The following is a 23,010-nucleotide window of genomic DNA, read 5'->3' on the forward strand; positions in this document are numbered from 1 at the left end:
AATATCGAATCTTGCACATATTTTGCTTAGAAATACATATATATCAATGAGGAACCAGTTATGGAACTCAATCCTACAGAAAAAGATAAACTGCTGATTTTTACTGCGGGTCTGGTGGCAGAGCGTCGTAAAGCTCGTGGTTTAAAACTGAATTATCCAGAAGCCATTGCCTATATTTCTGCGGCATTGCTTGAAGGTGCGCGTGATGGCATGACGGTCAGTGAGTTGATGCATTACGGTACGACTTTACTGACACGTGATGATGTCATGGAAGGCATTCCGGAAATGATTGCAGAAGTGCAGGTCGAGGCAACCTTTCCAGATGGATCAAAACTGGTCACTGTCCATCAACCGATCGTATAGGAGCAGCATATGATTCCAGGGGAAATTTTTACACCTGAGAGCGATATTGAAATGAATGTCGGTCGGGAAATCTTGAAAGTGACTGTTGCTAATATTGGTGATCGACCGATTCAGGTCGGATCACACTTTCACTTTGCTGAAGCCAATGATGCCTTGCAATTTGATCGTGAGCTGGCCAAAGGCTTTCGCTTAAATATTGCTGCTGGTACGGCGATTCGTTTTGAGCCAGGGCAAAAACGTGATGTGGAATTGGTTGCACTAGCAGGTAAACGTGAGGTTTACGGTTTCGCCGGGCGAATCATGGGCAAGCTCGATTCATAAAAATTGCAGCAGAATTATAAAGGTTTATAAATCATGAAAATGTCACGTCGTGCTTATGCCGAAATGTTTGGACCGACTGTAGGAGATCGTGTTCGTCTAGCTGATACTGAATTATTCATTGAAGTCGAACAGGATTTCACCACTTATGGTGAAGAAGTTAAATTTGGTGGCGGCAAGGTCATTCGTGATGGTATGGGTCAATCACAACTTTTGTCATCTGAAGTGGCTGACACTGTCATTACAAATGCGCTGATTGTCGACTGGTGGGGCATTGTTAAAGCAGATATAGGCTTAAAAAATGGTCGAATCTGGAAAATCGGTAAAGCCGGTAATCCGGATATTCAGCCAAATATTACTATTCCACTTGGCGCGGCTACAGAAGTCATTGCTGGCGAAGGACAAATATTAACAGCTGGCGGAATTGATACCCATATTCACTGGATCTGTCCGCAGCAAGTTGAAACGGCACTGATGTCTGGCACAACCACGATGGTCGGCGGCGGTACAGGTCCGGCAGCTGGAACTTCTGCGACAACCGTGACTCCAGGGCCTTGGCATATTGCCACAATGCTACAAGCGATTGATGATTTACCAATGAATATTGGTTTATTGGGTAAAGGTAACTTGAGCCAGCCAGAGCCAATTGCAGAACAAATTAAAGCTGGTGTAGTGGGTTTAAAATTGCATGAAGATTGGGGCTCGACACCAGCAGCGATTGATAACTGTCTGACTGTGGCCGACCAGTACGATGTGCAGGTCGCGATTCACACTGACACACTAAACGAAAGTGGCTTTCTAGAAGAAACTTTAGCAGCTTTTAAAAATCGAACCATTCATACTTATCATACTGAAGGTGCAGGTGGCGGACATGCACCGGACATTCTAAAAGCCATTGGTCAACCGAATGTATTGCCATCTTCAACTAATCCAACTCGTCCATATACCGTCAATACCATCGATGAACATTTAGACATGTTGATGGTCTGTCACCATTTAGATCCAGCGATTGCAGAAGATGTGGCCTTTGCAGAAAGCCGTATCCGACGCGAAACCATTGCTGCAGAAGATATATTGCAGGATATGGGTGCGATTGCCATGATGTCATCAGACTCTCAGGCGATGGGTCGTGTGGGTGAAGTAATTTTACGGACTTGGCAAACGGCGCATAAAATGAAAGTGCAACGTGGGCCTTTGGAAGGTGATACAGCCTATAGGGACAATAATCGGGTTAAACGTTATATCGCCAAATATACGATTAATCCTGCAATTACTCACGGTTTAAGCCATGAAATTGGCTCTGTTGAAGAAGGTAAGTTAGCTGATCTGGTATTGTGGAAACCTGCATTCTTTGGGGTGAAACCATCCATGATTATCAAAGGTGGGATGATTGCAGCAGCGCCGATGGGTGATATTAATGCTTCTATTCCAACGCCACAGCCTGTGCATTATCGTCCAATGTTTGGGGCTTATCCGCGTGGAGTGCATAACACCTGTATTACGTTCTTGTCGCAAGTCGCAATTGAGAATGGCGTACATGAAAAATTAGGTCTGAAAAAGTTGATTTCACCATGTAAGGCGACACGCCAGGTAACTAAACAGGATATGAAACATAATAATTACTGTCCTGTGATGGAAGTGCATCCAGAAACTTATGAAGTTCGTGCTGATGGTGTGCATTTGACTTGTGAGCCAGCGGAAGTGTTGCCGATGGCGCAAAGGTATTTCTTGTTTTAATTACCTCTCCCTGACCCTCTCCTTAAAGGAGAGGGAATTTCCACTATTTAAATAAATTCTTGGAAAGTTCCTTCTCCCTTTGGGAGAAGGTTAGGATGAGGGGTATTTTCTTATTTTTGATCTTGATGAGTATGTTTAAAAAGTATATAGATTACTAATTCAATAGATTAGATAGAGTTTGCTAATTTGCTCAATATTTTAGAATATCCATTCGTTTATCAAGATGAAAACTACATATATTTATATAAACATCAGCCTATTACTGATAGTCGATTAAAGCTTCTAACAGAAGGGACTATAAGTTTTACAAAGCCTGAAAAATTTAATGATCCTTTAGACTGTGTGTATGCTGTGGATGATAGTTACCATCACTCAGCGGAAGAAGTACAAAATATATTTTGGAAATACTGCCGTATAAATATAGCTATGGAGGAGGCACAAAAGTTAGCTAAACAATTAAAAGAGATAGAAACTAAAGATATAAATAACCTTAGTTATTTTCAAGATATTAATAGTCGCATGGGAATCTGCTGCTTAAACCACAACCCACTTAATATTCTTATGTGGTCTCATTATGCAGATTTTCATAAAGGTTTTTTAACAGAATTTAAATTTCATAAAAGAGATATGCTTATATCTAGTCAAAAATATAAGAACTTTTTACCTATTCCTATAAGATATTCTAATGAAATGCCACTAATTACATTAAAGGATCGTTTAAACCCTAAATGGAAAATATTAGAGATCTATACAACGAAATCTGAAGAATGGAGCTATGAAAAAGAGTTTAGAATTTTAAGACCTTATACAAATGAACCGATCCAAAAAATTCCTTATACAGATTTAATTTGTACTGTAATTGGTGGAATTAAAATTTCATCCAAAGATGAGGAAAAACTTAAAAAGATATGTAGTAAAAATAAAATTCCCTATTTTAGAGTAGAAAGAATATTCAATAATTATGGTCTTACAGTTCCTAATCATCCTAGATTAGATCGAACTATTAATGAAACTTCATGAAAATTTAATGAACCTTTTTGGCGCATAAATTGCTTGTCACGCTTATTCAATTTTACTGTTTGATATAACACATCAGGGATTAAACGTGACCAGCACATATCTACGCGGACAAGAACTCATAGGTCAAATTCGAAACCAGCCTTATTCACGTGATTTGATTGGCTATCATGGCGATGTACCAAAAGTAGAATGGCTTAATCAGGCCCGTGTCGCAGTTCAGTTTGTACTGAATTATGAAGAAGGTGGTGAAAACCACATTGAACATGGTGATGCCGGTTCAGAACAGTTTCTATCTGACATTATTGGCGCAGCCAGCTTTCCAGACAAACACATGTCGATGGATTCTATGTATGAATATGGCTCACGTGCAGGTTTCTGGCGGATTCACAATGAGTTTAAAAAGCGTAATCTGCCGATGACTATTTTTGGGGTTGGGATGGCTTTAATCCGCAATCCTTATATAGTCGAAGCGATTAAAGAAGCCAATTATGATGTAGTGTCACATGGTCAGCGCTGGGTGCATTATCAGGACATGCCGATTGAACTTGAACGCCAGTATATGGATCAGGCGATTAGCGTACTGGAAACCCTGTTCGGCGAAGCACCGATTGGTTGGTATACCGGTCGGGATAGTCCAAATACCCGTCAATTACTGGCTGAATTTCCTCAGATTCAATATGACTGCGACAACTACGGAGATGACTTGCCATTTTGGAGCACATTGACCAATCAGGCAGGGGAAACACGCCCTCATTTGATCATCCCCTATACTTTAGAAAGCAATGATATGAAATTTAGTTCACCGGGCGGCTTTAATAGTGGGGAGCAATTCTATCAATATTTAAAAGATGCCTTTGATGTGCTCTATGCTGAAGGTGAAACTGAACCAAAAATGTTATCGATTGGGATGCATTGTCGTATTTTAGGGCGGCCGGGACGCTTCAAAGCCCTACAAAAGTTCCTCGATTATGTGCAAGGTCATGAAAAGGTGTGGATTTGCCGACGGGGTGATATTGCAGCACATTGGTATAAATATCACGCACCAAACTGAGAAAAATATATTAAAAAAGAGAACCTTGAGTTCTCTTTTTTTGCTTTATACATCATATAAAAATATAAGATCAAAAAGATTTGGCACTGTTATTGCAAAACCTGTACTGAACAAAAAATGAATATCATCAGGCGATTTAATAGTGCAACTCGTTGAATTTAATCAGGCATCTCCAGAAGAGGCCATTACCTTTTTAAAGCACTGTGTGCAAATACCGAGCTGGTCGACCCAGATTGAAGCAAAGCGTCCTTATGCATCTGTTGAAGATGTATTGAATATAGCCAGACAACAGGCTGCAACCTGGACCTGGGACGAAATCAAAGCAGCTTTGGATAATCATCCACGTATTGGTGAAAAAAAGGCACAGGCTGAATTAAGCGAAGTTGAAAAAAACTTTTCCAATCGTGAACAGGCTGCGATAACTCAGGACGAAGCAACTCAGCAAGCTTTGCTAGAAGGCAATATTGCTTATGAAAAAAAATATGGCTATATCTTCCTGATTAAAGCGGCTGGTTTAAATAGCCAAGAAGTGCTGAATGCCTTGAAAGACCGTTTAGTTAATGATCCGGAAACTGAAAAAGGTATTGTTCATACGCAACTGGCGGAAATCGCTTTATTAAGACTGTCACAGGAGCTGCAAGCATGATCAGCACTCATATCTTAGATACGCATCTCGGCAAACCTGCAGCACATGTTTTAATCAAACTCTTTGATGAAAAAGGTGAATTACTCGGAAAAGCATTTACCAATGCAGATGGTCGAGTCACAGATTTTGGTTTAACCGAATTTGAGGAAGGTAAATACAGTCTTGAATTTGCTACTTCTGATTATTTTGAAGGCTTAGGTCTAGAAACTTTCTTTCCTAAAGCAGTCATTCATTTTCAGGTGAAAGATGCCTCTCAGCACTTTCATATTCCTTTACTGATCAGCCCATTCGCGTACTCCACATATCGCGGAAGCTGATTTTTTTATTCAAGCTTTCAGGGAGAGAAAAAGAATGACAGAACAAAGCACCAACATTTCACCAGAACATGAATATCTGGGCGCAGGCAAAAGTGCAGCCTATGGCTTGCAACATGTATTGACCATGTACGGTGGTATTATCGCACCACCACTCATTGTGGGTACTGCCGCAGGTTTGGAAGCTACACAAATCGGTTTATTGATTGCGGCTGCATTGTTTGTTGGCGGTCTGGCTACGATTTTACAAACCATTGGAGTGAAATATATCGGGGCTAAATTGCCACTGGTACAAGGGGTTTCCTTTGCGGGTGTGGCGACGATGGTGGCGATTGTAACTACAGGTGGCGGCTTATCAGCTGTTTATGGTGCAGTCATCATAGCTTCATTAATTGGTTTCTTCCTTGCGCCTTATTTTTCTAGAATTATCCGTTTTTTCCCGCCAGTCGTGACCGGCTGTGTGATCACGATTATCGGTTTATCACTTTTACCCGTAGCCGTTCGCTGGATGATGGGGGGCAATAAAAATGCACCTGAATGGGGAAGTGTAGAAAATATCAGTTTGGCCGTGATGACCTTGGCCATTGTGATCTGTCTAAACTTGAGTAGAAATGCCTCGATTCGTCGCCTGTCTATTTTATTGGCGATCGTATTGGGTTCAATGCTGGCTTATCTGTTTGGTTTTGGCGATTTTAGTAAAGTCGGCAATGGTGCATGGGTACAATTTCCGAGTTTCTTTGCTTTCGGCATGCCAACTTTTGAACTCAGTGCAATCATTTCCATGCTGATCGTGACGCTGGTGATTATGACTGAAACAACAGCTGATATTATTGCTGTAGGTGAAATTGTTGGAACCAAAGTAGATTCAGAACGTATTTCCAATGGTCTGCGTGCAGATATGTTCTCAAGTGCAGTTGCACCGATTTTTGGTTCATTCATGCAAAGTGCTTTTGCACAGAACGTCGGGCTGGTAGCCATTACCGGGATTAAAAGCCGTTTTGTGGTCGCTGCTGGCGGTATGATTTTAGTGGTTTTGGGATTACTTCCAATTATGGGCCGACTAATCGCCGCAATTCCGGTTCCGGTACTTGGTGGTGCAGGATTGGTGCTATTTGGTACAGTGGCTGCAAGCGGCATCCGAACTCTGGCAAAAATTGATTATAACGAGCAAAAGAATTTGATTATTGTTGCAACTTCAATTGCAGCCGGCATGATCCCGATTATTGACTATTCTTTCTATGCTAATTTTCCAAAATGGTTTCAAACCCTATTTCATTCTGGCATCAGTTCAACCTGTTTAATGGCGATCCTTTTAAACATTCTGTTTAATCATCTGCAAATGTTCAAGTCGAAAACAGAGGTTCCGGAAAAGATTGCAGAAACGCTGCATTAAAGTATGATTTCCTCCATATGCCCATGCCAGTCATGGGCTTTTTTATCAAAAATTAAAAAAGTTGGCTTTGTTCTTGCTTAATCCAGAATGAGATTTTTAATTCCATTGGGGAACCTTATTTATGAAATTTACTCAAGTTGCTGCTGCAACATTACTTGCATGGGGTGCAGCATCTGCACAGGCAAAACCAGTCTGGCAGGATTTTAGCGTTACTGGGCTTTATGGGGAAAACTATGAAGTTGTAGATAAAAAACAGGCAACCCTAACTGTTGAATACGCTGCAAAAGTTAAATATGCAGATGTCTTCTTTTTCATTGACCGTATGCGTGGTTCCGATGATATTAAATCAAGCTATTTTGAATTTTCACCACGTTTAAGTCTGGGTGAAGTTTCAGGTCAAAAGCTGGCATTCGGTCCAGTGAAAGATGTGCTGGTCGCAACGACTTGGGAAGGTGGTGAAGGTTTTGATAACTTCCTGTACGGTGTAGGTTTCGACCTGGCTATTCCAAAATTCAATTATGCCAGCGTGAATCTTTATCGTGTAAATAACGAAAATATGGAAGACGACTATCAGCTCACCTTGACCTATGGTGTGCCATTTAAACTGGGTACAGAAGAATTCCTGGTAGATGGCTTCCTGGACTGGTCAACTGCTGAAGATGATCATGCGAGCGAGATGAACTGGACGACTCAGTGGAAATGGAATGTCGGCAAGCATATTTCTCCTGACACCAATTTATATCTCGGTATTGAGCATTCGGTTTGGAATAACAAATACGGTATTCCGGATGCAGATGAAAATAACGTGAGTGCTTTAGTGAAATATCATTTCTAAAATAAGAAATAAGAAATTAAAAAGCCCTTATCAATAAGGGCTTTTTAATGGGCTTAATTTTCGATAAAAATCTTTTCAGGAAAAGTATAAACATCACAGTTTGGACCAGTGCCGATCCGATCGATCACCACAAAATCACTCGGAGCTTCAAAGGTCAGCAAAGGATGATGCCAGGTACCGGCACGGTAATTTACACTTTGTGTACCATTACTGATAAAAGCCTGAATTTGACTGAGATCAGGCTTTTCATGATCCAGATTAGGCGCAACCACAATTAGAAATTTCTGGCCCTGCATCGGGATGAACGCTTGTGAACCGACAGGGTGACGTTCCAGCATTTCGATTGCAAAGGGAATGGCTGTAGTCTGAATATTTCTAAAAATACTTAGACCAACTTTAGCATCTGTTTCAGCAACCGCCAGAGCATGATAACGCTCGGTCTGCTGATCATTAATATGGAAAAAATCATTGCCTTCGCAGGCAATGACCTCGCCATAAGGCAAGAAACTTTCAGCAGTTAAGGGCTGTATTTTTATGGTTTGCATGCTCATAGATATAATTACTCAGGCAACTTTTCCCCACAGTCGAATCCGGCTAATGCCACCATCCGGAATCATGTTCACCCGAATATGAGAAATTTTTCCCTGTTTTAAGATTTCCTCAACAAAGCTATGAATATGATCCATCTGCATCTCTTGTGCTTCAAGCAGGAATGGCCAGAACATACTTTGCGGAATTAACTGCTGGTCAGTCGCATCTTCAATATAAATCGCTTGGATAGAGACTTGAGCAGGAAAGTTACCTTTAAAATGCGCGGTATCAATCTCAATTTTTTCAATCTGACCACTCTGACCCAGAGCCAAGATACACCAGTCAAAGCCGGGTGCACGACGGCGCTTGGTTTCCCAGCCATCACCCATATTGATGCCACGCCCCGGATTAATCAGATTACGTGGATGACCAAAGTGCGCATCACTATAGGCAATGACACGACCGCCATTTTCCAGAGCGACCAGATCAATCACCTGATTGCTGTCCTGAACCTGAATTTTTACTTCACCATAGACTTTAAAGCGAGCTACACCCCCGTCAGGGAAAATATTTAGGCGTACATGTGTAAAGACTTCGTCTGAATCAATATTAAAAATATGATGCTGGCTCGGACCTAATATACTGTTTGGTAAAATTGAGTGCCAGGTTGCGGTGCTTAAGTCACCATTTGGTGCATAGCAGGCTTTAACTGCAGCAGAAGCTGGATAGTTTCCGGTAAAGAATGTGGTATCAATATCTAGTGCTTTGATGGTTCCAGCTACCCCCAGTTTGACAATCGCCCAGTCATAGCCGGCATGACGCTTGCGGCGGGTTTCCCAGCCGTCCATCCATTTGCCATGATTATCAAATTTATCTTCAACAAAAATTGGTGCATCAAATTGCAACATTCGTTTTGCTTCAGCAAAAAAATCATCTGAACATTCAAGAATTTCTGCACCAATCCGGCTATCAGCCAAGTTGGTAAGCTGCTGGATATGGGCAGGGATCTCGAAAATGGGTGCAAATAATGTTGCCATAACTATCTTCCATTCAAATTATGTTTAACGTGAATCTAATTTTTTATAAAAGTCTGTAATTCTGCTGAAAGACCTTATAAAAACAGGTTTTTAATGAATAGATGAATGCACGGCTTGTGCCAACTTTTGAGAAAAATCAGTGCATTATTTTCGAAATGGCACGCTTTTAGCTACACAGGGAGGAAGAAACACAATTTTGAGAGGAGCATATAGATGGAGATTACAATTATTGGTGCAGGGATGGGGGGATTGACCACAGGAATTGCACTAAAAAAGTTTGGGCATAAAGTCACCATCTATGAACAGGCAGAAAAGATTTTACCGGTGGGCGCGGCAATTTCACTTTGGTCAAATGGGGTAAAATGTTTGAATTATCTGGGCTTAACTGAGCAGGTGGCCAAGCTCGGTGGTCAGATGGATCAGCTGGCCTATATTGATGGTTTGACGGGCGACACCATGACCCAGTTCAGTTTATTGCCTTTGATTGAAGAAGTGGGACAACGTCCATATCCGGTGGCACGTGCTGATTTACAGAACATGTTGATGGACGAGTTTGGCCGTGAAGATATTCAGCTGGGCAAGAAGATGGTTGAGCTGCAAGAACAGAAAGACGGTGTTCTGGTTAAATTTGCGGATGGTACAGAAATTAAAACAGACCTACTGATTGGCGCAGATGGAACCCATTCCATTACCCGTGCCTATGTACTGGGCGAACAGGTTTCTCGTCGCTATGCCGGTTATGTCAACTGGAATGGTCTGGTAGAAATTTCAGAAAAGCTTACTCCAGCAGATCAATGGACCACATTTGTCGGACAAGGTAAGCGCGTTTCGCTGATGCCTGTGGCAGACGGAAAATTCTATTTCTTCTTTGATGTACCGTTGCCGGTCGGTTTAGAGAATAATCGGGCAGAATATAAAACCTTATTGAAACAGTATTTTGAAGGTTGGTGTGCGCCGGTTCAGCATCTGATTGACGCGCTGGATGAACAGAAAACCAATCGGGTTGAAATTCATGATATTGAACCGTTTGCCCAGTTCTATAAAGGTCGTGTTGTAATTGTTGGTGATGCCGCACATAGCACCACACCGGATATTGGTCAGGGTGGTTGCCAGGCCATGGAAGATGCAATCTATCTGGCTCGTTCTTTACAGATTAATACGCTGGGTCTGGAAGATGCCTTGAAACGCTATCAGAACAAACGCAATGAGCGTGCCAATGAGCTGGTCTTGCGTGCACGTAAACGCTGTGATGTGACACATATGAAAGATGAAGCCGTGACCAAAGAATGGTATGAGGAACTGCGTAAAGAGCAGGGACCGCATATCATGAAAGGGATTATCAGCAATATTATTGGCAATCCTTTAGATTAATTCTGCGTTTAATCTCTTGGCAAAAAGCCCTTCATATCGAAGGGCTTTTTATATTTAAATAACAGCAATTCGCTAATAGATTTTTTAGGCCGCAAGTAAAGCTTTCGCTGCCTGACGATGTGCAGCCTGAACCGCTTCAAGATCCAGATTCAGGATTTCCCGGTCTTTAACGACCCATTGTCCATTCACCATGACATGTTCGGCACGGTCTGCACCGCACAGTAACAGGCCGGCAATCGGATCATGAATCCCTGAAAAACGCACATCATCCAGACTATAAAAAGCTAAATCTGCCTGAAAATCTGCTGCGATTTGTCCTAGGTGCTTTTCACGTCCCAGTACCTGTGCCGAGCCTTGTGTGGCCCAGGTTAAAGCACGTTCAGGCGTAATCACTTCTGCACCATATTTTAAACGTTGTAAATACATCGCCTGCCGAGCTTCCAGAATCAGGTTAGACGCATCACCCGAAGCAGAGCCATCCACACCTAGACCAATGACTGCTCCTGCTTCCAGTAGATCCATGGTTGGACAAATCCCTGAAGCCAGACGCATATTGGAATGCGGACAATGACAGATACCGACTTGAGCCCGCCCTAAGCGTTGGATCTCATCGGCATCAAAATGAATGCCATGCGCCAGTCAGGTTCTGGAATTAAGCCAGCCTACACTTTCCAGATAATCGACGGTGCGCATGCCAAATTTAAACAGACAAAATTCTTCTTCATCCAGTGTTTCGGCCAGATGGGTATGCAGACGTACATCCAGTTTTTCTGCCAGTGCAGCACTTTCTCGCATAATTTCTTGGGTGACTGAAAATGGTGAACATGGTGCAAGCGCAATATTGACCATCGCATCAGCACTACGCTGGTGATATTTCTGCACCAACCGTTCTGAGTCCAGCAGAATGGTGTCCATATCCTGTACGGTATGCTGCGGTGGCAAGCCACCAGAATCTTCACCCAGACTCATGGAACCTCGGGTCAGCATGACCCGAATCCCTAATTGTTCTGATGCTTCAACCTGAACATCAATGGCATCGGACAGCTGCTGTGGAAACAGATAATGGTGATCCGCAGCAAAGGTACAACCGGAAAGCAGTAATTCAGACAATGCAATTTGAGTGGCTAGATAATGCTGTTCAGTATTCAATTTGGCCCAGACCGGATATAAGGTTTTTAGCCATGGAAATAGCGGCGCATTGACCACGGGAGCCCAAGCACGGGTCAAGGTCTGATAAAAATGATGATGGCTATTAATCAGTCCCGGTGTAATCACCAAATTCTGGGCATCAAAGAACTGGTCATAAGGCGATGCTGGGGTTTGTCCCAAAGCCACCAGTTCAATAATTTTGCCATCGCGGATGACCAAGCCACCACGGGCATCCAGATCATTTGCGGTAAATACAGCAAGAGGATTTTTAATCCATAAGGTTGTCATATCTTTTTTCCAATAAGTTTTATTTGTGCTGCACATGAATCAGGCAGCACATGAGGCATTGAGCTGTTGTAATTTGATTTTCAAATCTTCCATCTGGTCGATCAGATGGTTCATCATGATTTGTGAGATATGGGAAATTTGCCGTTTCGGTGCCACACAAAGGGCAAGGGTCAGTGGATGCATACCTTTTTCAATGATCGGTTTAAACACCAGTTCATCACGTTCTAAATAAGGCAAAGCATCGATATAGGACAGTACCCCAATCCCTAAGTTGCGCTCTGCCAGAGAGGTAATCATGCGAATGTCATTACACTCCAGCTTTTGCTGTGGCATAAATTGGTGATGTTTATACAGGCTATAGACATAGTCATGAATGATTAAAGGGGCACAGGGAATGAGATGCTTAAAGTATAAAGTGTCGGAAAAATAGATTTTTTCTGCCTGAGCTAAAGGATGAGATTTGGCCATCACAAATCCAACCGGGATTTCCACAAAAGACATGACTTCGAGCTGATTATGACTTTTAGGATTGAGCAGAATGCCAAAATCAACTTCAGCATCCATAATCATTTTAGAGACGGTATCACTTTCCTGAATCTGGATATTGAAATTGATCCAGGGATAGTTTTCATACATATATTGTAGAGAATCTAAAACGAAACCGTCACTGAGTGCCGCAATGAGTCCGAGTTCAATGCTGCCGCGTGATAAACCCTGAATTTCATCAAAACGTACACAGGTCTGATGGAATTCTTTTTGCCATTTGAGTAAATCTGCATACAGCAATTCACCCGCTAATGTCAGCTTCAGGCCACTCGGCAACCGTTCAAAAAGCACGATGCCAAATTCTTCTTCTGCCAGAGTGATCTGACGATGAATCGCGGAGACAGAAATATAAAGCTGATCAGCTGCTTTTCTGAGGCTGCCTGTTTTGGCTACGGCAATAAAATATTCTGAAAATCTTGAAAAAGTAATATTCATAAAATCACGTCAATCCACCTGCACATCGTTTTAATCACATAATTTTCAGCTAGAAACTAAGTGATTCTGGTTCTATGTAAGTGGATAAGCGATTTCTGTGCCAATTTTCAAAGAAATGGAACAGTAAAAGTTTTGTGTTCTATTTTTTGGAACACGGGCTACGAAACATTCTAATAGACAGTAGAACAGGCATTTGGCTAATTTTATAAAAGAACAACAAGGCAGCTTAATGAAATAAAAATTTAAGCCGTTGTCATGCAATAAATATTTGTGAGTGAACTATGAATGCGATCCCGGTGCTTAATTTATTCAGTCAACCGCACTGTAGCGGCTTTGACCCATCAGACTGGAATATCCTGGCTCAGCATTGGTATCCAGTTGCCCGTATTCAGGATGTGAGTACTACGCCACAGCAGGTACAACTTCTGGATGTGAAGATGGCCCTATATCAAACTGAGAGTGGCAGCATTCATCTGGTTCGTGATATCTGTCCGCATCGTGGTGTGCCATTAACCAAAGGCTGGGTAAAGGGTGAAGAAATCATTTGTCCTTATCATGGCTTGCATTACAACACTCAAGGAAAATGCACCAAAATACCGGCTCAACCAGAACTGACGAACATATCGGATCGTTTTACCTTAACCAAATTTCCAGTGGTCTTGAAATATGGTCTGGTCTGGACCAGTCTGTTTAGCCGGGATGAATCAGAAGCTAATTTCCCTGATCTGGATACCTGGGACAGTGAAGAGCACCAATCCATCTTACCGCCATTTATTGATATCGGTGGTTCAAGTGGCCGGCAGCTGGAAGGCTTTATTGATGTGGCGCATTTTGCCTGGGTGCATCATGAATCTTTCGCTTCACGTGATAATCCGATCGTGCAAAAGTATTCCACTTTGCGCACTCCTTATGGCTTGCATACAGAATATGTTAGCGATGTCAGCAACTATCCACATGGCTTGCAGCATCTGGCACCCGAAGGATTTTTGTGGAAACGTGTGTTTGATGTTTATCCACCATTTTCAGCGATTTTAACGGTGCATTTTCCGGAAAATGGCATCCTGAAAATTCTAAATGCCTGCTGTCCGGTATCTCATAATCAAACCCGTTTATTTGTGCCATTGACCCGTAATTTTGATACGACTGGTGATCTGCAAGCGGTTTACGATTTTAACGCACAAATTTTTGCTGAAGATCAGGACATGGTCGAAAGCCAGAAACCAGAAGAATTACCTTTGGATATCACTATGGAAGCACATTTTGAAGCTGACCGTTCTTCGACAACTTATCGCCGCATTCTGGGGGAATGGGGCCTAAGCAAACGCTATATTGTTTAAATTAAATTTCCTCCTTTATGCACCCTGGTCTGTTGGGGTGCTTTTTTATTCCATATATGTCGAAAATCCTCTTTTTAGAGGAGCTATGACCATTGAACTACTAATTTTAGAGTAATTTATGCCACAGCCTAGCCATGAGCAAATGCTATCTTTTTTAAGATTATCCAATAAGGTTGCCAAGCGGGCAATGTCTTTAGGCCATCATCCTTTTGGTGCGGTGCTGGTTGCACCTGATCATGAAACGGTTTTACTGACCCAATGTAATATTGATACGGTCAACCATGCAGAAAGTACTTTAGCCCGGATCGCAGCCAGCAATTTTACGCCGGATTATCTGGCTGAATGCACCTTATATACGGCAGTTGAACCTTGCTGCATGTGTTCTGGAACGATTTATTGGGCCAATATCGGGCGGGTGGTCTATGCCATGACCGAAGAAAAATTATTGCAATGTACTGGAAACCACAATGAGAATCCGACTATGAGTGTTTCTGCTGAGTATGTTTTTGCTCATGGTCAGAAGAATATTGAGCTGATTGGACCAATCATGGAACTTGAACAGGAAACGGTTCAATTGCAAAAAGACTTCTGGTCATCTCGGTGAAGATTTGAAATTATTCTTTTTATAATTCTACTTCATTTTATTTATATTATTTATAAGACCATAAAAACAGATTTTCTGGATTGTAGGCTCAATTTAAAACCCTGCAATCCAGTCTCTATTTTCTAAAAATACTTTCCTTAATTTTCTATTTTTAAAAATCCATTTTATTCATTCAGTGCATTGCCAATTATAAGCCATTTATTGGCGCACACGATTTAGAGCTGACGCACTTATCTAGCGCAGATCAAAAGAAAATCACAAGAATTTTTAAATTTTCAACTTTATTAATTTCTCAACCTTGAGCTGAGCTTGGTTTTCTAGCAACTTTACTCATTGTCTTAGATTGATATCTATATTTCTCGGCTTATATTCTTAACTGTTCAACTTTTTTATACTCAATACTTGGTAGTAAATAATTGTAATTTATAAAAATAAATAAAAGAACAGATCATTCTAAAAATTATAAGTGTCTTGCAATCCACCTGTTCTATTTTTTGAACTGAATTGGAATAGAAGTTGCTAATTAATAGAAATATAGCAATCAGTAAAATTTTTGATGTCGATTCAGATCTTTTAAAGCCGCTATTTATAAAACTCAAATGGCATTCACGGAGGCAATTTATGCTGAATATGTCCAAACATAAAAAGATAATGAAAAAATTTTCACTGCCTGTAATTGCGGCTGCAATTATGGGTTTGGGGATCAGTAGTCAGAGCTTTGCAGTCGATAAAGCTGCATTTGTCTATATTGGACCAACCAGTGACCATGGCTGGACGTATTCTCATGATCAGGGGCGTATTAAAGCTGAAAAAGCTTTGGGCGGAAAATTTAAAACGACTTATATCGAAAATGTACCTGAAACGGCCGATGCTGAACGTGTGATTCGTAATCTGGCACAGCAGGGCAATAAAGTAATTTTTGCGACCTCTTTTGGTTATATGAACCAGATGGAAAAAGTCGCGAAGCAGTTCCCCAATACCGTATTCATGCATGCGACCGGTTATAAGCAGGGGAAAAACCTAGGCATCTATGATGTACGTACCTATGAAGGTGCTTACATGCTGGGTGTAGTGGCAGGGCAAACCACCAAAACTAATACCTTGGGTGTCGTAGCCTCATTCCCGATCCCGGAAGTGGTTCGTAATATTAATGCCTATACCTTGGGTGCACAAAGCGTCAATCCTAAAGTCAAAACCAAAGTCATCTGGGTGAACTCATGGTTTAACCCGGGTAAAGAACGTGATGCGGCTTTGGCGCTGATTTCTCAAAAAGCTGATGTGCTGATGCAAAACACAGATTCGCCAGCAGTTGTGCAAGCTGCCCAGCAAAAAGGCGTTTATGCCTTTGGTTGGGATTCAGACATGAGCAAATTTGGTCCTAAAGCGCATCTGGCTGCTTCAGTACTGCACTGGGAAAAAATTTATACGCCAGCAATGCAGCAAGTGGCTAATAAAACCTGGAAACCTGCCGCTCTCTGGTATGGCGTAAAACAGGATGCAGTGAAAATTGAAAACTTCGGACCTGCTGTTCCTGCCAAGGTGAAACAGTCTGCTTTAAATGCACAAAGTGCGATTCATAAAGGCACATTACATCCATTCCAGGGCCCAATCTATAAACAGGATGGAACTTTGGTGATTGCCAAAGGCGGCAAAATGACAGATGAAGCGCTTGGAAAAATGAACTTCTATGTGAAAGGAGTTGAAGGTTCATTACCTAAATAATCCTTTCACTATGTGTATGACTTAAAAATAAAAGAAAGTAAATCCTGAAAAATCATCCCCCAGTCCATGAATCACTTTATGGACTGGGCCAAAATGAGTGGAGACTGAGTTATGAGCGATCTGCCTCACATGTCAAATGACATCGAAACGTCATCGCTCAATGAGCAGCAAATTCCACGACTGGAGCTGATCAATATCAGCAAAAGCTATAACTCATTGAAAGCAAATGACAGTATTAATTTAAAAGTCCAACCTGGGCAAATTCATGCCATCCTGGGTGAAAACGGTGCTGGTAAAAGTACCTTGATGAAACTCATCTACGGCGCGACCAAAGCAGATAGCGGTCATATCGTCTGGAATGGCAAAGAAGTACAGATAGAAAGTCCATCGATGGCCAGGAAACTGGGGATTGGCATGGTGTACCAGCATTTCTCCCTATTTGAAACCATGACCGTAGCTGAAAACATTTTATTAGGTCTGGATGAGAAAATAGACCTGAAAAGCTTAGCGGCTAAAATCACCGAAGTATCAGAACAATATGGCTTACCGGTAGATCCACGGCGTGAAGTTTTTTCTTTATCGATTGGTGAGCGACAACGGGTCGAAATTATCCGCTGTCTACTCCAAAATCCTTCCTTACTCATTTTAGATGAACCGACCTCCGTATTAACCCCACAAGCGGTACGTCAGTTATTTAAAACTTTGCGACTGGTGGCTTCGCAAGGTGTTTCAATTCTTTATATCAGCCATAAATTACATGAAATCAAAGAACTCTGTGATGAAGCGACGATTCTGCGTAATGGCAAAGTCACCGGCTATGTATTGCCTTCTGAAAATAGTACCAGTGAACTGGCCAAATTAATGATTGGCCGGGAATTGCCGACGTATGCGCATGTTGAATATACAGGCGAACATCGCACGCTGTTTCAGGTGAAAAACCTGAATTACGAAACTGATGATCCTTTTGGCGTGTCCTTATCCAATATTCAACTTAACCTGAATTCGGGTGAAATTCTAGGCATTGCCGGTATTTCGGGTAATGGTCAATCTGAATTACTAGCACTGCTTTCCGGTGAGCAAACGGCGAAAAGAGGTCAGGTTTTTCTACTAGATCATGACATTTCTGAACTCAGTGCAGGCCAGCGGCGTGATCTAGGCTTGGGTTTTGTCCCGGAAGAGCGTTTAGGTCGCGGTGCTGTGCCGAATATGACGCTGGCACAAAACACCCTGTTAACTGCCTTTCGTCAGGGTTTAAACAAATGGGGCTTTATCCAGTTTGAGAAAACTGTCACTTTTGCCCAGCAATGTATCGAAAAATTCGGGGTAAAAGCTGCAGGACCACAAGCGGAAGCGCGCAGCCTTTCGGGCGGGAATCTGCAAAAATTTATTGTGGGGCGTGAAATCCTGCAACAGCCCAAAGTATTAATTATTTCCCAGCCAACCTGGGGTGTTGATGTCGGTGCATCGATGTTTATCCGTCAAACCCTGATTGATCTTTCCCGTCAAGGTGTTGCGATTTTAGTGATTTCAGAAGAGCTGGAAGAGCTGTTTGAAATTAGCGACCAGATTTGTGTTCTGGCTGGTGGAAAGCTGTCGGCACCTGTCCCGGCTAAAAATACCAATGCAGAACAGATTGGCCTGCTCATGTCAGGTATTCAGGCAGATCCAGCAATATTGGCTGAATCCGAGCCTGTCCATGAAGCGCATGCGTAGAGAAGAGGTGTAAATATGCATTTATTAGAACCTAGAGAACATCCTTCTCAATTAATGAAATGGCTCTCACCTGTGCTTGCATTACTCGCCATGCTGGCGGTAGGTAGCCTATTGTTTTTAATGCTTGGAGTGAATCCTGCTCAGGCTTTATATATCTTTTTTATTGAGCCGCTAAGCTCAGTCTATAACCTGAGTGAACTGATAATTAAAGCCAGTCCGCTGATTTTAATTGCCTTGGGTCTGGCTGTTGGGTTTCGTGCCCGTCTGTTTAATATTGGTGCTGAGGGGCAGTTGGCTATGGGGGCCATCTTTGGCGGTGGTATTGCCATCCTGTTTCATGAGCAGATCGGCTGGTGGATTTTACCTTTAATGGTGATTATGGGTGCGATTGGTGGTGCAATTTGGGGCCTGATTCCAGCGCTGCTAAAAACCCATTTTAATGCGCAAGAAACCTTGACCACCTTAATGATGAACTATGTGGCATTTTTCCTGCTGATGTATCTGGTCAATGGTCCATGGCGTGATCCAGATGGCATGAACTTTCCACAATCCTTAATGTTCTCGGAAAGCGCGACCCTGCCGCTGATTATGGAAGGCACACGGATTAACGCCTCAATTTTTATCACGATCATCGCAGTGGTGCTGTTCTGGGTTTTTATCCGTAAGAGTCTGATGGCTTATAAACTGGAAGTCAGTGGTCAGGCACCTTTGGCAGCTCAATATGCAGGATTTTCAGCAAAAAAAGCCATCTGGTTAAGTTTGGGAATTTCAGGTCTGATGGCGGGGATTGCCGGAATCTGTGAAGTTGCAGGTCCAATCGGCCAGCTCAATCCGAATATTTCACCAGGTTATGGTTATGCAGCCATTATTGTGGCTTATCTGGGCCGACTAAATCCAATTGGAATCGTACTTTCAGGTTTCCTGATGGCGCTGATCTATTTAGGTGGTGAACTGGCACAAATGCAGTTGCAACTCCCAGTCGCGATTACCGGAATTTTCCAGGGCCTGCTTTTATTTTTCCTGTTGGCTTCAGATGCCCTGATTGAAAACCGCTACCGTTTTACCAAAAAGAAAATCAAAAAAACCATGACCACTGCGCAAGCAGCCTGATCCAGACAGAAGAAGGATAACAACATGAGTATTGAATTAACCGCAATTGTTGCCGGAACTGTCGCTGCGGCAACGCCATTGATCTTTGCCGGGCTGGGTGAGCTGGTAGCAGAGCGTACCGGTGTCATCAATCTTGGGGTAGAAGGCATGATGCTGGTCGGTGCCATTGCTGGATTTGCTTTCGCTAGCCAGTATGAAGCCAGTGTCGCCAGTGCCTTATTTATGGGCGGATTGGCAGGCACATTGATGGCACTGATTTTTGCATTTTTTACCTTATCTTTAAGCACCAACCAATCCGCCTGTGGTCTGGCACTCACTATTTTTGGGATTGGGATTTCAGCCTTTCTGGGACAGAATTATGTCAGTACTGCCTTACCGGGTCTGGAAAACCTAAAAATTCCGGGACTCGCAGATATTCCATTCATAGGGCCAGTCCTGTTCCAGCAAAACTATGTGGTGTATCTGTCCATACTTGCTTTTGTGCTGGTGTGGTGGGTACTGAGTAAAACCCGTTTAGGCCTGTTACTGAAAGCAGTAGGGGAATCTCCGGAAAGCGCACATGCCATGGGCTATAACGTGCTGGCGATTCGCTATGGTGCAGTCATGTTTGGCGGTGCAATGGCTGGTATTGGTGGTGCATTCTTGTCGACGGTTTATACGCCGATGTGGATTGAAAATATGGTTGCAGGACGTGGCTGGATTGCAATTGCATTAGTGGTTTTTGCTGCATGGAAACCGACGCGTTTGATGTTGGGTGCCTATCTGTTTGGTGGTGTAACGATTTTGCAGTTTCATGCCCAGGCTCTGGGTCTAGAAGTACCGAATGAACTGTTATCGGCATTGCCATATATCGCAACCATTGTCGTCTTAGTCCTCATTTCACGCGACAAGAAGTTATTGAAACTCAATTTACCAGCATCACTCGGTAAAACCTTTAGCCCTTAACCGGACAAATCTCAGGAATTACTTTATGAAAATTATGAGCGCAGATTATGTCCTGACCATGAATTCAAACCTGGACTGTATTAAAGATGGTGCCATCCTGATTGATGGCGCTCTTATTAAACAAGTAGGAACATTACAGGAATTAACTCAGCAATATCCTGAAGCTGCAGTTGACCAGTATCCCAAAAGTTTATTGATGCCGGGCTTGATCAATACCCACTGTCACTCAGGTTTACTGCGCGGTACAGCCGAGGGTTTACCGGTCTGGGACTGGCTGCAGCAGTTTATTGATCCGATGCATCGGGTAGTGACTCCCGAAGATTCCAAAATTGCCTCTTATCTCTGCTATGCCGAAGCGCTGCTATCCGGCACGACTACCATTGTGGATATGTGGCGTTATATGGAAGGTAGTGCTGAGGCCGCACAGCAACTCGGTATACGTGCAGTGCTGGTGCCATATGTGGCTGAACATCCAGATCACAACTATTTTGAAACCCTCAATAGTAATGAAGCTTTAATTCAAAAATGGCATCAAGCTGCAAATGGGCGAATTCAGGTCTGGGTTGGCTTGGAACATCTGTTTTATGCTGAAGAAAAAGCCTTGGCACGTATCCAGAAAATGTGTCATGAATATCAGACGGGTTTTCACACGCATAGCAACGAAAGCAAGTTTGATGTTGAAGAAAACCTTCGACGTTATGGCGTGCGCCCGATCCAGACGCTGGAACAATTGGGCATGCTGGATGTACCTCAATGCCTGTTAGCGCATTGTGTCTGGGCCAATTCAGCAGAGATCGAAATTTTAAAACACTATAATGTTGGTGTCGCACATAATCCGATCTCAAATATGAAACTCGCCTCGGGGGCTGCACCCATTACGGAAATGCTTAAACATGGCATTGCTGTAGGATTAGGTACTGATGGCGAGAAAGAAAATAATAATTTAGACATGTTTGAAGAAATGAAAACTGCTTCATTATTGGCGAAGTTTTCCGGTTTGGATGCTGCAGCACTGGATTCATGGTCTGTCTGTCAGATGGCAACTCGGACAGGTGCCAAAGCCTTAGGCATGCAGGATCAGATTGGTTCGCTAGAAGCTGGGAAATTTGCTGATATTATTGCGGTAGATCTTGCGACACCGAGAATGACGCCTTTAATTAATCAGGGACCACTATTTAATTTACATACCAATCTGGTGCATGCAGTCCAAGGACAAGATGTGCATATGACCATGGTGAACGGCCAAGTGGTGGTAGAAAACCGAAAACTGGTACGTGCTGATCTACAAATCTTAATTGATCAGGTCAATCAGGCTGCTCCAGCCTTGTTCCAGCGACGCGCGAAATGGCTCGCAGAACAAGGAAGTGCGGTCAATGAATTACAGCGCCTGTAAATAAAGTTTAAAAACCAACCCTAACTTTAAACAGGCTTATCTATGCTCCAGAATGGATAAAAAGGCTTCGATAAAGTTAGGCAGTCTTTTATGATGGATCTGACCGACCTTAATTACTTCATAGGTCAGACCATCAGCCTGGAGGTTGTTACTTTCAGCTTTTAATTTCTGCAAGGTTAACTGCAAGCCTTTTAACCATTCTTCAAGCGCCTTGATCGGAATATCATTTTTAAGATCTCCACCTTGCATGGCAGTTTTAAAATGACTCAAGGTCGTACTATCCTTAAAGCAGGCTTCCACCTGATGTTCAGTACTTTCAAATAGGTCATGCTTGATCACAAATAAAAATTTTCCAATCGTTGGCTTAAGTGCGCTGAGATAAATATTTTTTTCATTCAGGGTATATCTTTTATTTCTGGTATTAATAAATTCTGAATTCCAGCCTTGGGACTCTAGAAAATGATCCATTTCAGCGAAGATGAGATCAGTGACTTGTTCCTCAATGCGTTCTGCGAGTTCCTTTAGTTCATGACTGAGCACGATCAGGTTATTTTCCAGCTTTGAGCGCTGGGATTTTTCTTCATCATGCTGCTTGGATTGGGCCAAAATGGCTTGGAAGCGTTGTTCAGGCGTCATGATTTTACTCACTTGATATACAGCCTTGATCACTTAATCATGTGACTGAAAAGCTTTAATTGCAAGCAGGAAAAGAGGGGGGATATTTGGGAAGATTTTAAAGTAAAATATATACTTTTACTGACATAAATTATTGTTTTTAAATTTAATAATTATTATTAAAATATTTTTTATTTGGTTTTAAACTAGAATCGTTACATATTTTGTAGCGATTCAATTCAGTTAATGATCATTACTCGTTTTACTCAATATCACCCATTAAAAGATAAAACTTATATAAGGTGGTTAATAAGAATATTGATAACCCGAATCGCGGATAAAAAATTGACTTGAAAAATAAGAGGACTAGAGCCATCAGTTGAGTTACCACACAAAACTTAAAACTCTAGTCCCGATGTTTAATAGTACCGAATTATTTTGCGTAATTGATGATTTCTTTCTTAAATTTGAAGCAACCTACTGGAATTTCCTTAAACAAAGTCGTCGTTTCTCCAGAGTCCGAACCGCTCACTTGAG

At 42.3% G+C, this 23,010-nt stretch carries 21 protein-coding genes and 2 pseudogenes; 18 read left to right on the plus strand and 5 right to left on the minus strand.

Going from position 1 to position 23,010, the window contains the following annotated elements:
* Positions 1 to 60 precede the first annotated feature (60 nt).
* The 9 genes from ureA to FTV12_RS12000 all read left to right on the plus strand — a co-directional run bounded on the left by ureA (position 61) and on the right by FTV12_RS12000 (position 7,677).
* A complete protein-coding gene (gene ureA / locus FTV12_RS11960; RefSeq protein WP_004785859.1) occupies positions 61 to 363 on the plus strand; it encodes an urease subunit gamma in 303 nt (100 codons plus the stop codon).
* A gap of 9 nt (positions 364 to 372) precedes the next feature.
* The gene (locus tag FTV12_RS11965; protein WP_004785857.1) at positions 373 to 684 is read left to right on the plus strand and encodes an urease subunit beta; all 312 of its coding nucleotides are present in this window, start codon (positions 373 to 375) and stop codon (positions 682 to 684) included.
* Between the two features lie 33 nt (positions 685 to 717).
* On the plus strand, positions 718 to 2,418 hold the full coding sequence (gene ureC / locus FTV12_RS11970; RefSeq protein WP_180012330.1) for an urease subunit alpha: 1,701 nt from the start codon (positions 718 to 720) through the stop codon (positions 2,416 to 2,418).
* Positions 2,419 to 2,604: 186 nt separating this feature from the next.
* Positions 2,605 to 3,438, plus strand: coding sequence for a DUF2971 domain-containing protein (locus tag FTV12_RS11975; RefSeq protein ID WP_180012328.1), 834 nt, complete (start codon positions 2,605 to 2,607; stop codon positions 3,436 to 3,438).
* Positions 3,439 to 3,523: 85 nt separating this feature from the next.
* Positions 3,524 to 4,489, plus strand: coding sequence for an allantoinase PuuE (puuE, locus tag FTV12_RS11980; RefSeq protein ID WP_180034115.1), 966 nt, complete (start codon positions 3,524 to 3,526; stop codon positions 4,487 to 4,489).
* Between the two features lie 142 nt (positions 4,490 to 4,631).
* Positions 4,632 to 5,135, plus strand: a complete 504-nt coding sequence (uraD, locus tag FTV12_RS11985) for a 2-oxo-4-hydroxy-4-carboxy-5-ureidoimidazoline decarboxylase (RefSeq protein ID WP_180012324.1) — start codon at positions 4,632 to 4,634, stop codon at positions 5,133 to 5,135.
* Positions 5,132 to 5,452: a hydroxyisourate hydrolase gene (gene uraH / locus FTV12_RS11990; protein ID WP_180012322.1), complete on the plus strand. Its 321-nt coding sequence runs from the start codon at positions 5,132 to 5,134 to the stop codon at positions 5,450 to 5,452. Before uraD ends, uraH begins: the two co-directional genes overlap by 4 nt.
* A 34-nt stretch (positions 5,453 to 5,486) precedes the next feature.
* Complete coding sequence (locus FTV12_RS11995; protein ID WP_125278692.1) at positions 5,487 to 6,842, plus strand: nucleobase:cation symporter-2 family protein; 1,356 nt, start codon at positions 5,487 to 5,489, stop codon at positions 6,840 to 6,842.
* Positions 6,843 to 6,963: 121 nt separating this feature from the next.
* Positions 6,964 to 7,677 (plus strand): outer membrane protein OmpK, encoded by a 714-nt coding sequence (locus FTV12_RS12000; protein ID WP_180012320.1) that lies wholly within the window; start codon positions 6,964 to 6,966, stop codon positions 7,675 to 7,677.
* A gap of 53 nt (positions 7,678 to 7,730) precedes the next feature.
* Here the strand turns inward: FTV12_RS12000 and FTV12_RS12005 are convergent, their stop codons facing one another.
* Positions 7,731 to 8,228: an ureidoglycolate lyase gene (locus FTV12_RS12005; protein ID WP_175967571.1), complete on the minus strand. Its 498-nt coding sequence runs from the start codon at positions 8,226 to 8,228 to the stop codon at positions 7,731 to 7,733.
* A gap of 12 nt (positions 8,229 to 8,240) precedes the next feature.
* On the minus strand, positions 8,241 to 9,245 hold the full coding sequence (gene alc / locus FTV12_RS12010) for an allantoicase (protein ID WP_180001969.1): 1,005 nt from the start codon (positions 9,243 to 9,245) through the stop codon (positions 8,241 to 8,243).
* Between the two features lie 213 nt (positions 9,246 to 9,458).
* Between alc and hpxO the strand changes: the two genes are divergently transcribed.
* A complete protein-coding gene (hpxO, locus tag FTV12_RS12015; protein WP_180001970.1) occupies positions 9,459 to 10,616 on the plus strand; it encodes an FAD-dependent urate hydroxylase HpxO in 1,158 nt (385 codons plus the stop codon).
* A gap of 84 nt (positions 10,617 to 10,700) precedes the next feature.
* On the opposite strand, the pseudogene FTV12_RS12020 reads toward hpxO, so the two are convergent.
* A pseudogene (locus FTV12_RS12020) lies at positions 10,701 to 12,053 on the minus strand (8-oxoguanine deaminase).
* Between the two features lie 39 nt (positions 12,054 to 12,092).
* Positions 12,093 to 13,034 carry a LysR family transcriptional regulator gene (locus FTV12_RS12025; RefSeq protein WP_180034116.1) on the minus strand — a complete coding sequence of 314 codons (942 nt, stop codon included), beginning with the start codon at positions 13,032 to 13,034 and terminating at the stop codon, positions 12,093 to 12,095.
* Between the two features lie 281 nt (positions 13,035 to 13,315).
* Between FTV12_RS12025 and FTV12_RS12030 the strand changes: the two genes are divergently transcribed.
* The 7 genes from FTV12_RS12030 (at position 13,316) to FTV12_RS12060 (ending at position 21,858) form a co-directional block, all read left to right on the plus strand.
* Positions 13,316 to 14,371 (plus strand): Rieske 2Fe-2S domain-containing protein, encoded by a 1,056-nt coding sequence (locus FTV12_RS12030; RefSeq protein ID WP_180034117.1) that lies wholly within the window; start codon positions 13,316 to 13,318, stop codon positions 14,369 to 14,371.
* Between the two features lie 118 nt (positions 14,372 to 14,489).
* Positions 14,490 to 14,975: a nucleoside deaminase gene (locus FTV12_RS12035; protein WP_159123033.1), complete on the plus strand. Its 486-nt coding sequence runs from the start codon at positions 14,490 to 14,492 to the stop codon at positions 14,973 to 14,975.
* 690 nt (positions 14,976 to 15,665) lie between these two features.
* Positions 15,666 to 16,697 carry a BMP family ABC transporter substrate-binding protein gene (locus tag FTV12_RS12040; RefSeq protein ID WP_249365091.1) on the plus strand — a complete coding sequence of 344 codons (1,032 nt, stop codon included), beginning with the start codon at positions 15,666 to 15,668 and terminating at the stop codon, positions 16,695 to 16,697.
* 111 nt (positions 16,698 to 16,808) lie between these two features.
* Positions 16,809 to 18,410 (plus strand): ABC transporter ATP-binding protein, encoded by a 1,602-nt coding sequence (locus tag FTV12_RS12045; RefSeq protein WP_179992551.1) that lies wholly within the window; start codon positions 16,809 to 16,811, stop codon positions 18,408 to 18,410.
* 15 nt (positions 18,411 to 18,425) lie between these two features.
* Positions 18,426 to 19,520, plus strand: a complete 1,095-nt coding sequence (locus FTV12_RS12050) for an ABC transporter permease (protein ID WP_125278683.1) — start codon at positions 18,426 to 18,428, stop codon at positions 19,518 to 19,520.
* Between the two features lie 24 nt (positions 19,521 to 19,544).
* Positions 19,545 to 20,465 (plus strand): ABC transporter permease, encoded by a 921-nt coding sequence (locus tag FTV12_RS12055; protein ID WP_159123035.1) that lies wholly within the window; start codon positions 19,545 to 19,547, stop codon positions 20,463 to 20,465.
* A 25-nt stretch (positions 20,466 to 20,490) separates the two neighbouring features.
* Positions 20,491 to 21,858, plus strand: a complete 1,368-nt coding sequence (locus tag FTV12_RS12060; RefSeq protein WP_180012316.1) for an amidohydrolase family protein — start codon at positions 20,491 to 20,493, stop codon at positions 21,856 to 21,858.
* Between the two features lie 36 nt (positions 21,859 to 21,894).
* On the opposite strand, the gene FTV12_RS12065 is transcribed toward FTV12_RS12060, so the two are convergent.
* A complete protein-coding gene (locus tag FTV12_RS12065; RefSeq protein ID WP_180012314.1) occupies positions 21,895 to 22,494 on the minus strand; it encodes a hypothetical protein in 600 nt (199 codons plus the stop codon).
* A gap of 394 nt (positions 22,495 to 22,888) precedes the next feature.
* Here FTV12_RS12065 and FTV12_RS12070 point away from each other — a divergent pair.
* Positions 22,889 to 23,010, plus strand: a pseudogene (locus FTV12_RS12070) (IS982 family transposase); the annotation flags it as partial.

The organism is Acinetobacter sp. YH12233 (genome assembly GCF_013417725.1).
Classification (GTDB): Bacteria; Pseudomonadota; Gammaproteobacteria; order Pseudomonadales; family Moraxellaceae; genus Acinetobacter.

What these genes read in the sequence shown, in the direction of transcription:
- FTV12_RS12030 (WP_180034117.1), top strand. Translation starts at nt 13,316, where the DNA reads ATGAATGCGATCCCGGTGCTTAATTTATTCAGTCAACCGCACTGTAGC.
- FTV12_RS12040 (WP_249365091.1), top strand. Translation starts at nt 15,666, where the DNA reads ATGGGTTTGGGGATCAGTAGTCAGAGCTTTGCAGTCGATAAAGCTGCA.
- FTV12_RS12025 (WP_180034116.1), bottom strand. Translation starts at nt 13,034, where the DNA reads ATGAATATTACTTTTTCAAGATTTTCAGAATATTTTATTGCCGTAGCC.
- FTV12_RS12065 (WP_180012314.1), bottom strand. Translation starts at nt 22,494, where the DNA reads ATGACGCCTGAACAACGCTTCCAAGCCATTTTGGCCCAATCCAAGCAG.
- uraH (WP_180012322.1), top strand. Translation starts at nt 5,132, where the DNA reads ATGATCAGCACTCATATCTTAGATACGCATCTCGGCAAACCTGCAGCA.
- ureC (WP_180012330.1), top strand. Translation starts at nt 718, where the DNA reads ATGAAAATGTCACGTCGTGCTTATGCCGAAATGTTTGGACCGACTGTA.
- hpxO (WP_180001970.1), top strand. Translation starts at nt 9,459, where the DNA reads ATGGAGATTACAATTATTGGTGCAGGGATGGGGGGATTGACCACAGGA.
- FTV12_RS12000 (WP_180012320.1), top strand. Translation starts at nt 6,964, where the DNA reads ATGAAATTTACTCAAGTTGCTGCTGCAACATTACTTGCATGGGGTGCA.
- FTV12_RS12055 (WP_159123035.1), top strand. Translation starts at nt 19,545, where the DNA reads ATGAGTATTGAATTAACCGCAATTGTTGCCGGAACTGTCGCTGCGGCA.
- FTV12_RS12035 (WP_159123033.1), top strand. Translation starts at nt 14,490, where the DNA reads ATGCCACAGCCTAGCCATGAGCAAATGCTATCTTTTTTAAGATTATCC.
- FTV12_RS12005 (WP_175967571.1), bottom strand. Translation starts at nt 8,228, where the DNA reads ATGAGCATGCAAACCATAAAAATACAGCCCTTAACTGCTGAAAGTTTC.
- ureA (WP_004785859.1), top strand. Translation starts at nt 61, where the DNA reads ATGGAACTCAATCCTACAGAAAAAGATAAACTGCTGATTTTTACTGCG.
- alc (WP_180001969.1), bottom strand. Translation starts at nt 9,245, where the DNA reads ATGGCAACATTATTTGCACCCATTTTCGAGATCCCTGCCCATATCCAG.
- FTV12_RS12060 (WP_180012316.1), top strand. Translation starts at nt 20,491, where the DNA reads ATGAAAATTATGAGCGCAGATTATGTCCTGACCATGAATTCAAACCTG.
- FTV12_RS11995 (WP_125278692.1), top strand. Translation starts at nt 5,487, where the DNA reads ATGACAGAACAAAGCACCAACATTTCACCAGAACATGAATATCTGGGC.
- FTV12_RS11965 (WP_004785857.1), top strand. Translation starts at nt 373, where the DNA reads ATGATTCCAGGGGAAATTTTTACACCTGAGAGCGATATTGAAATGAAT.
- FTV12_RS12050 (WP_125278683.1), top strand. Translation starts at nt 18,426, where the DNA reads ATGCATTTATTAGAACCTAGAGAACATCCTTCTCAATTAATGAAATGG.
- FTV12_RS12045 (WP_179992551.1), top strand. Translation starts at nt 16,809, where the DNA reads ATGAGCGATCTGCCTCACATGTCAAATGACATCGAAACGTCATCGCTC.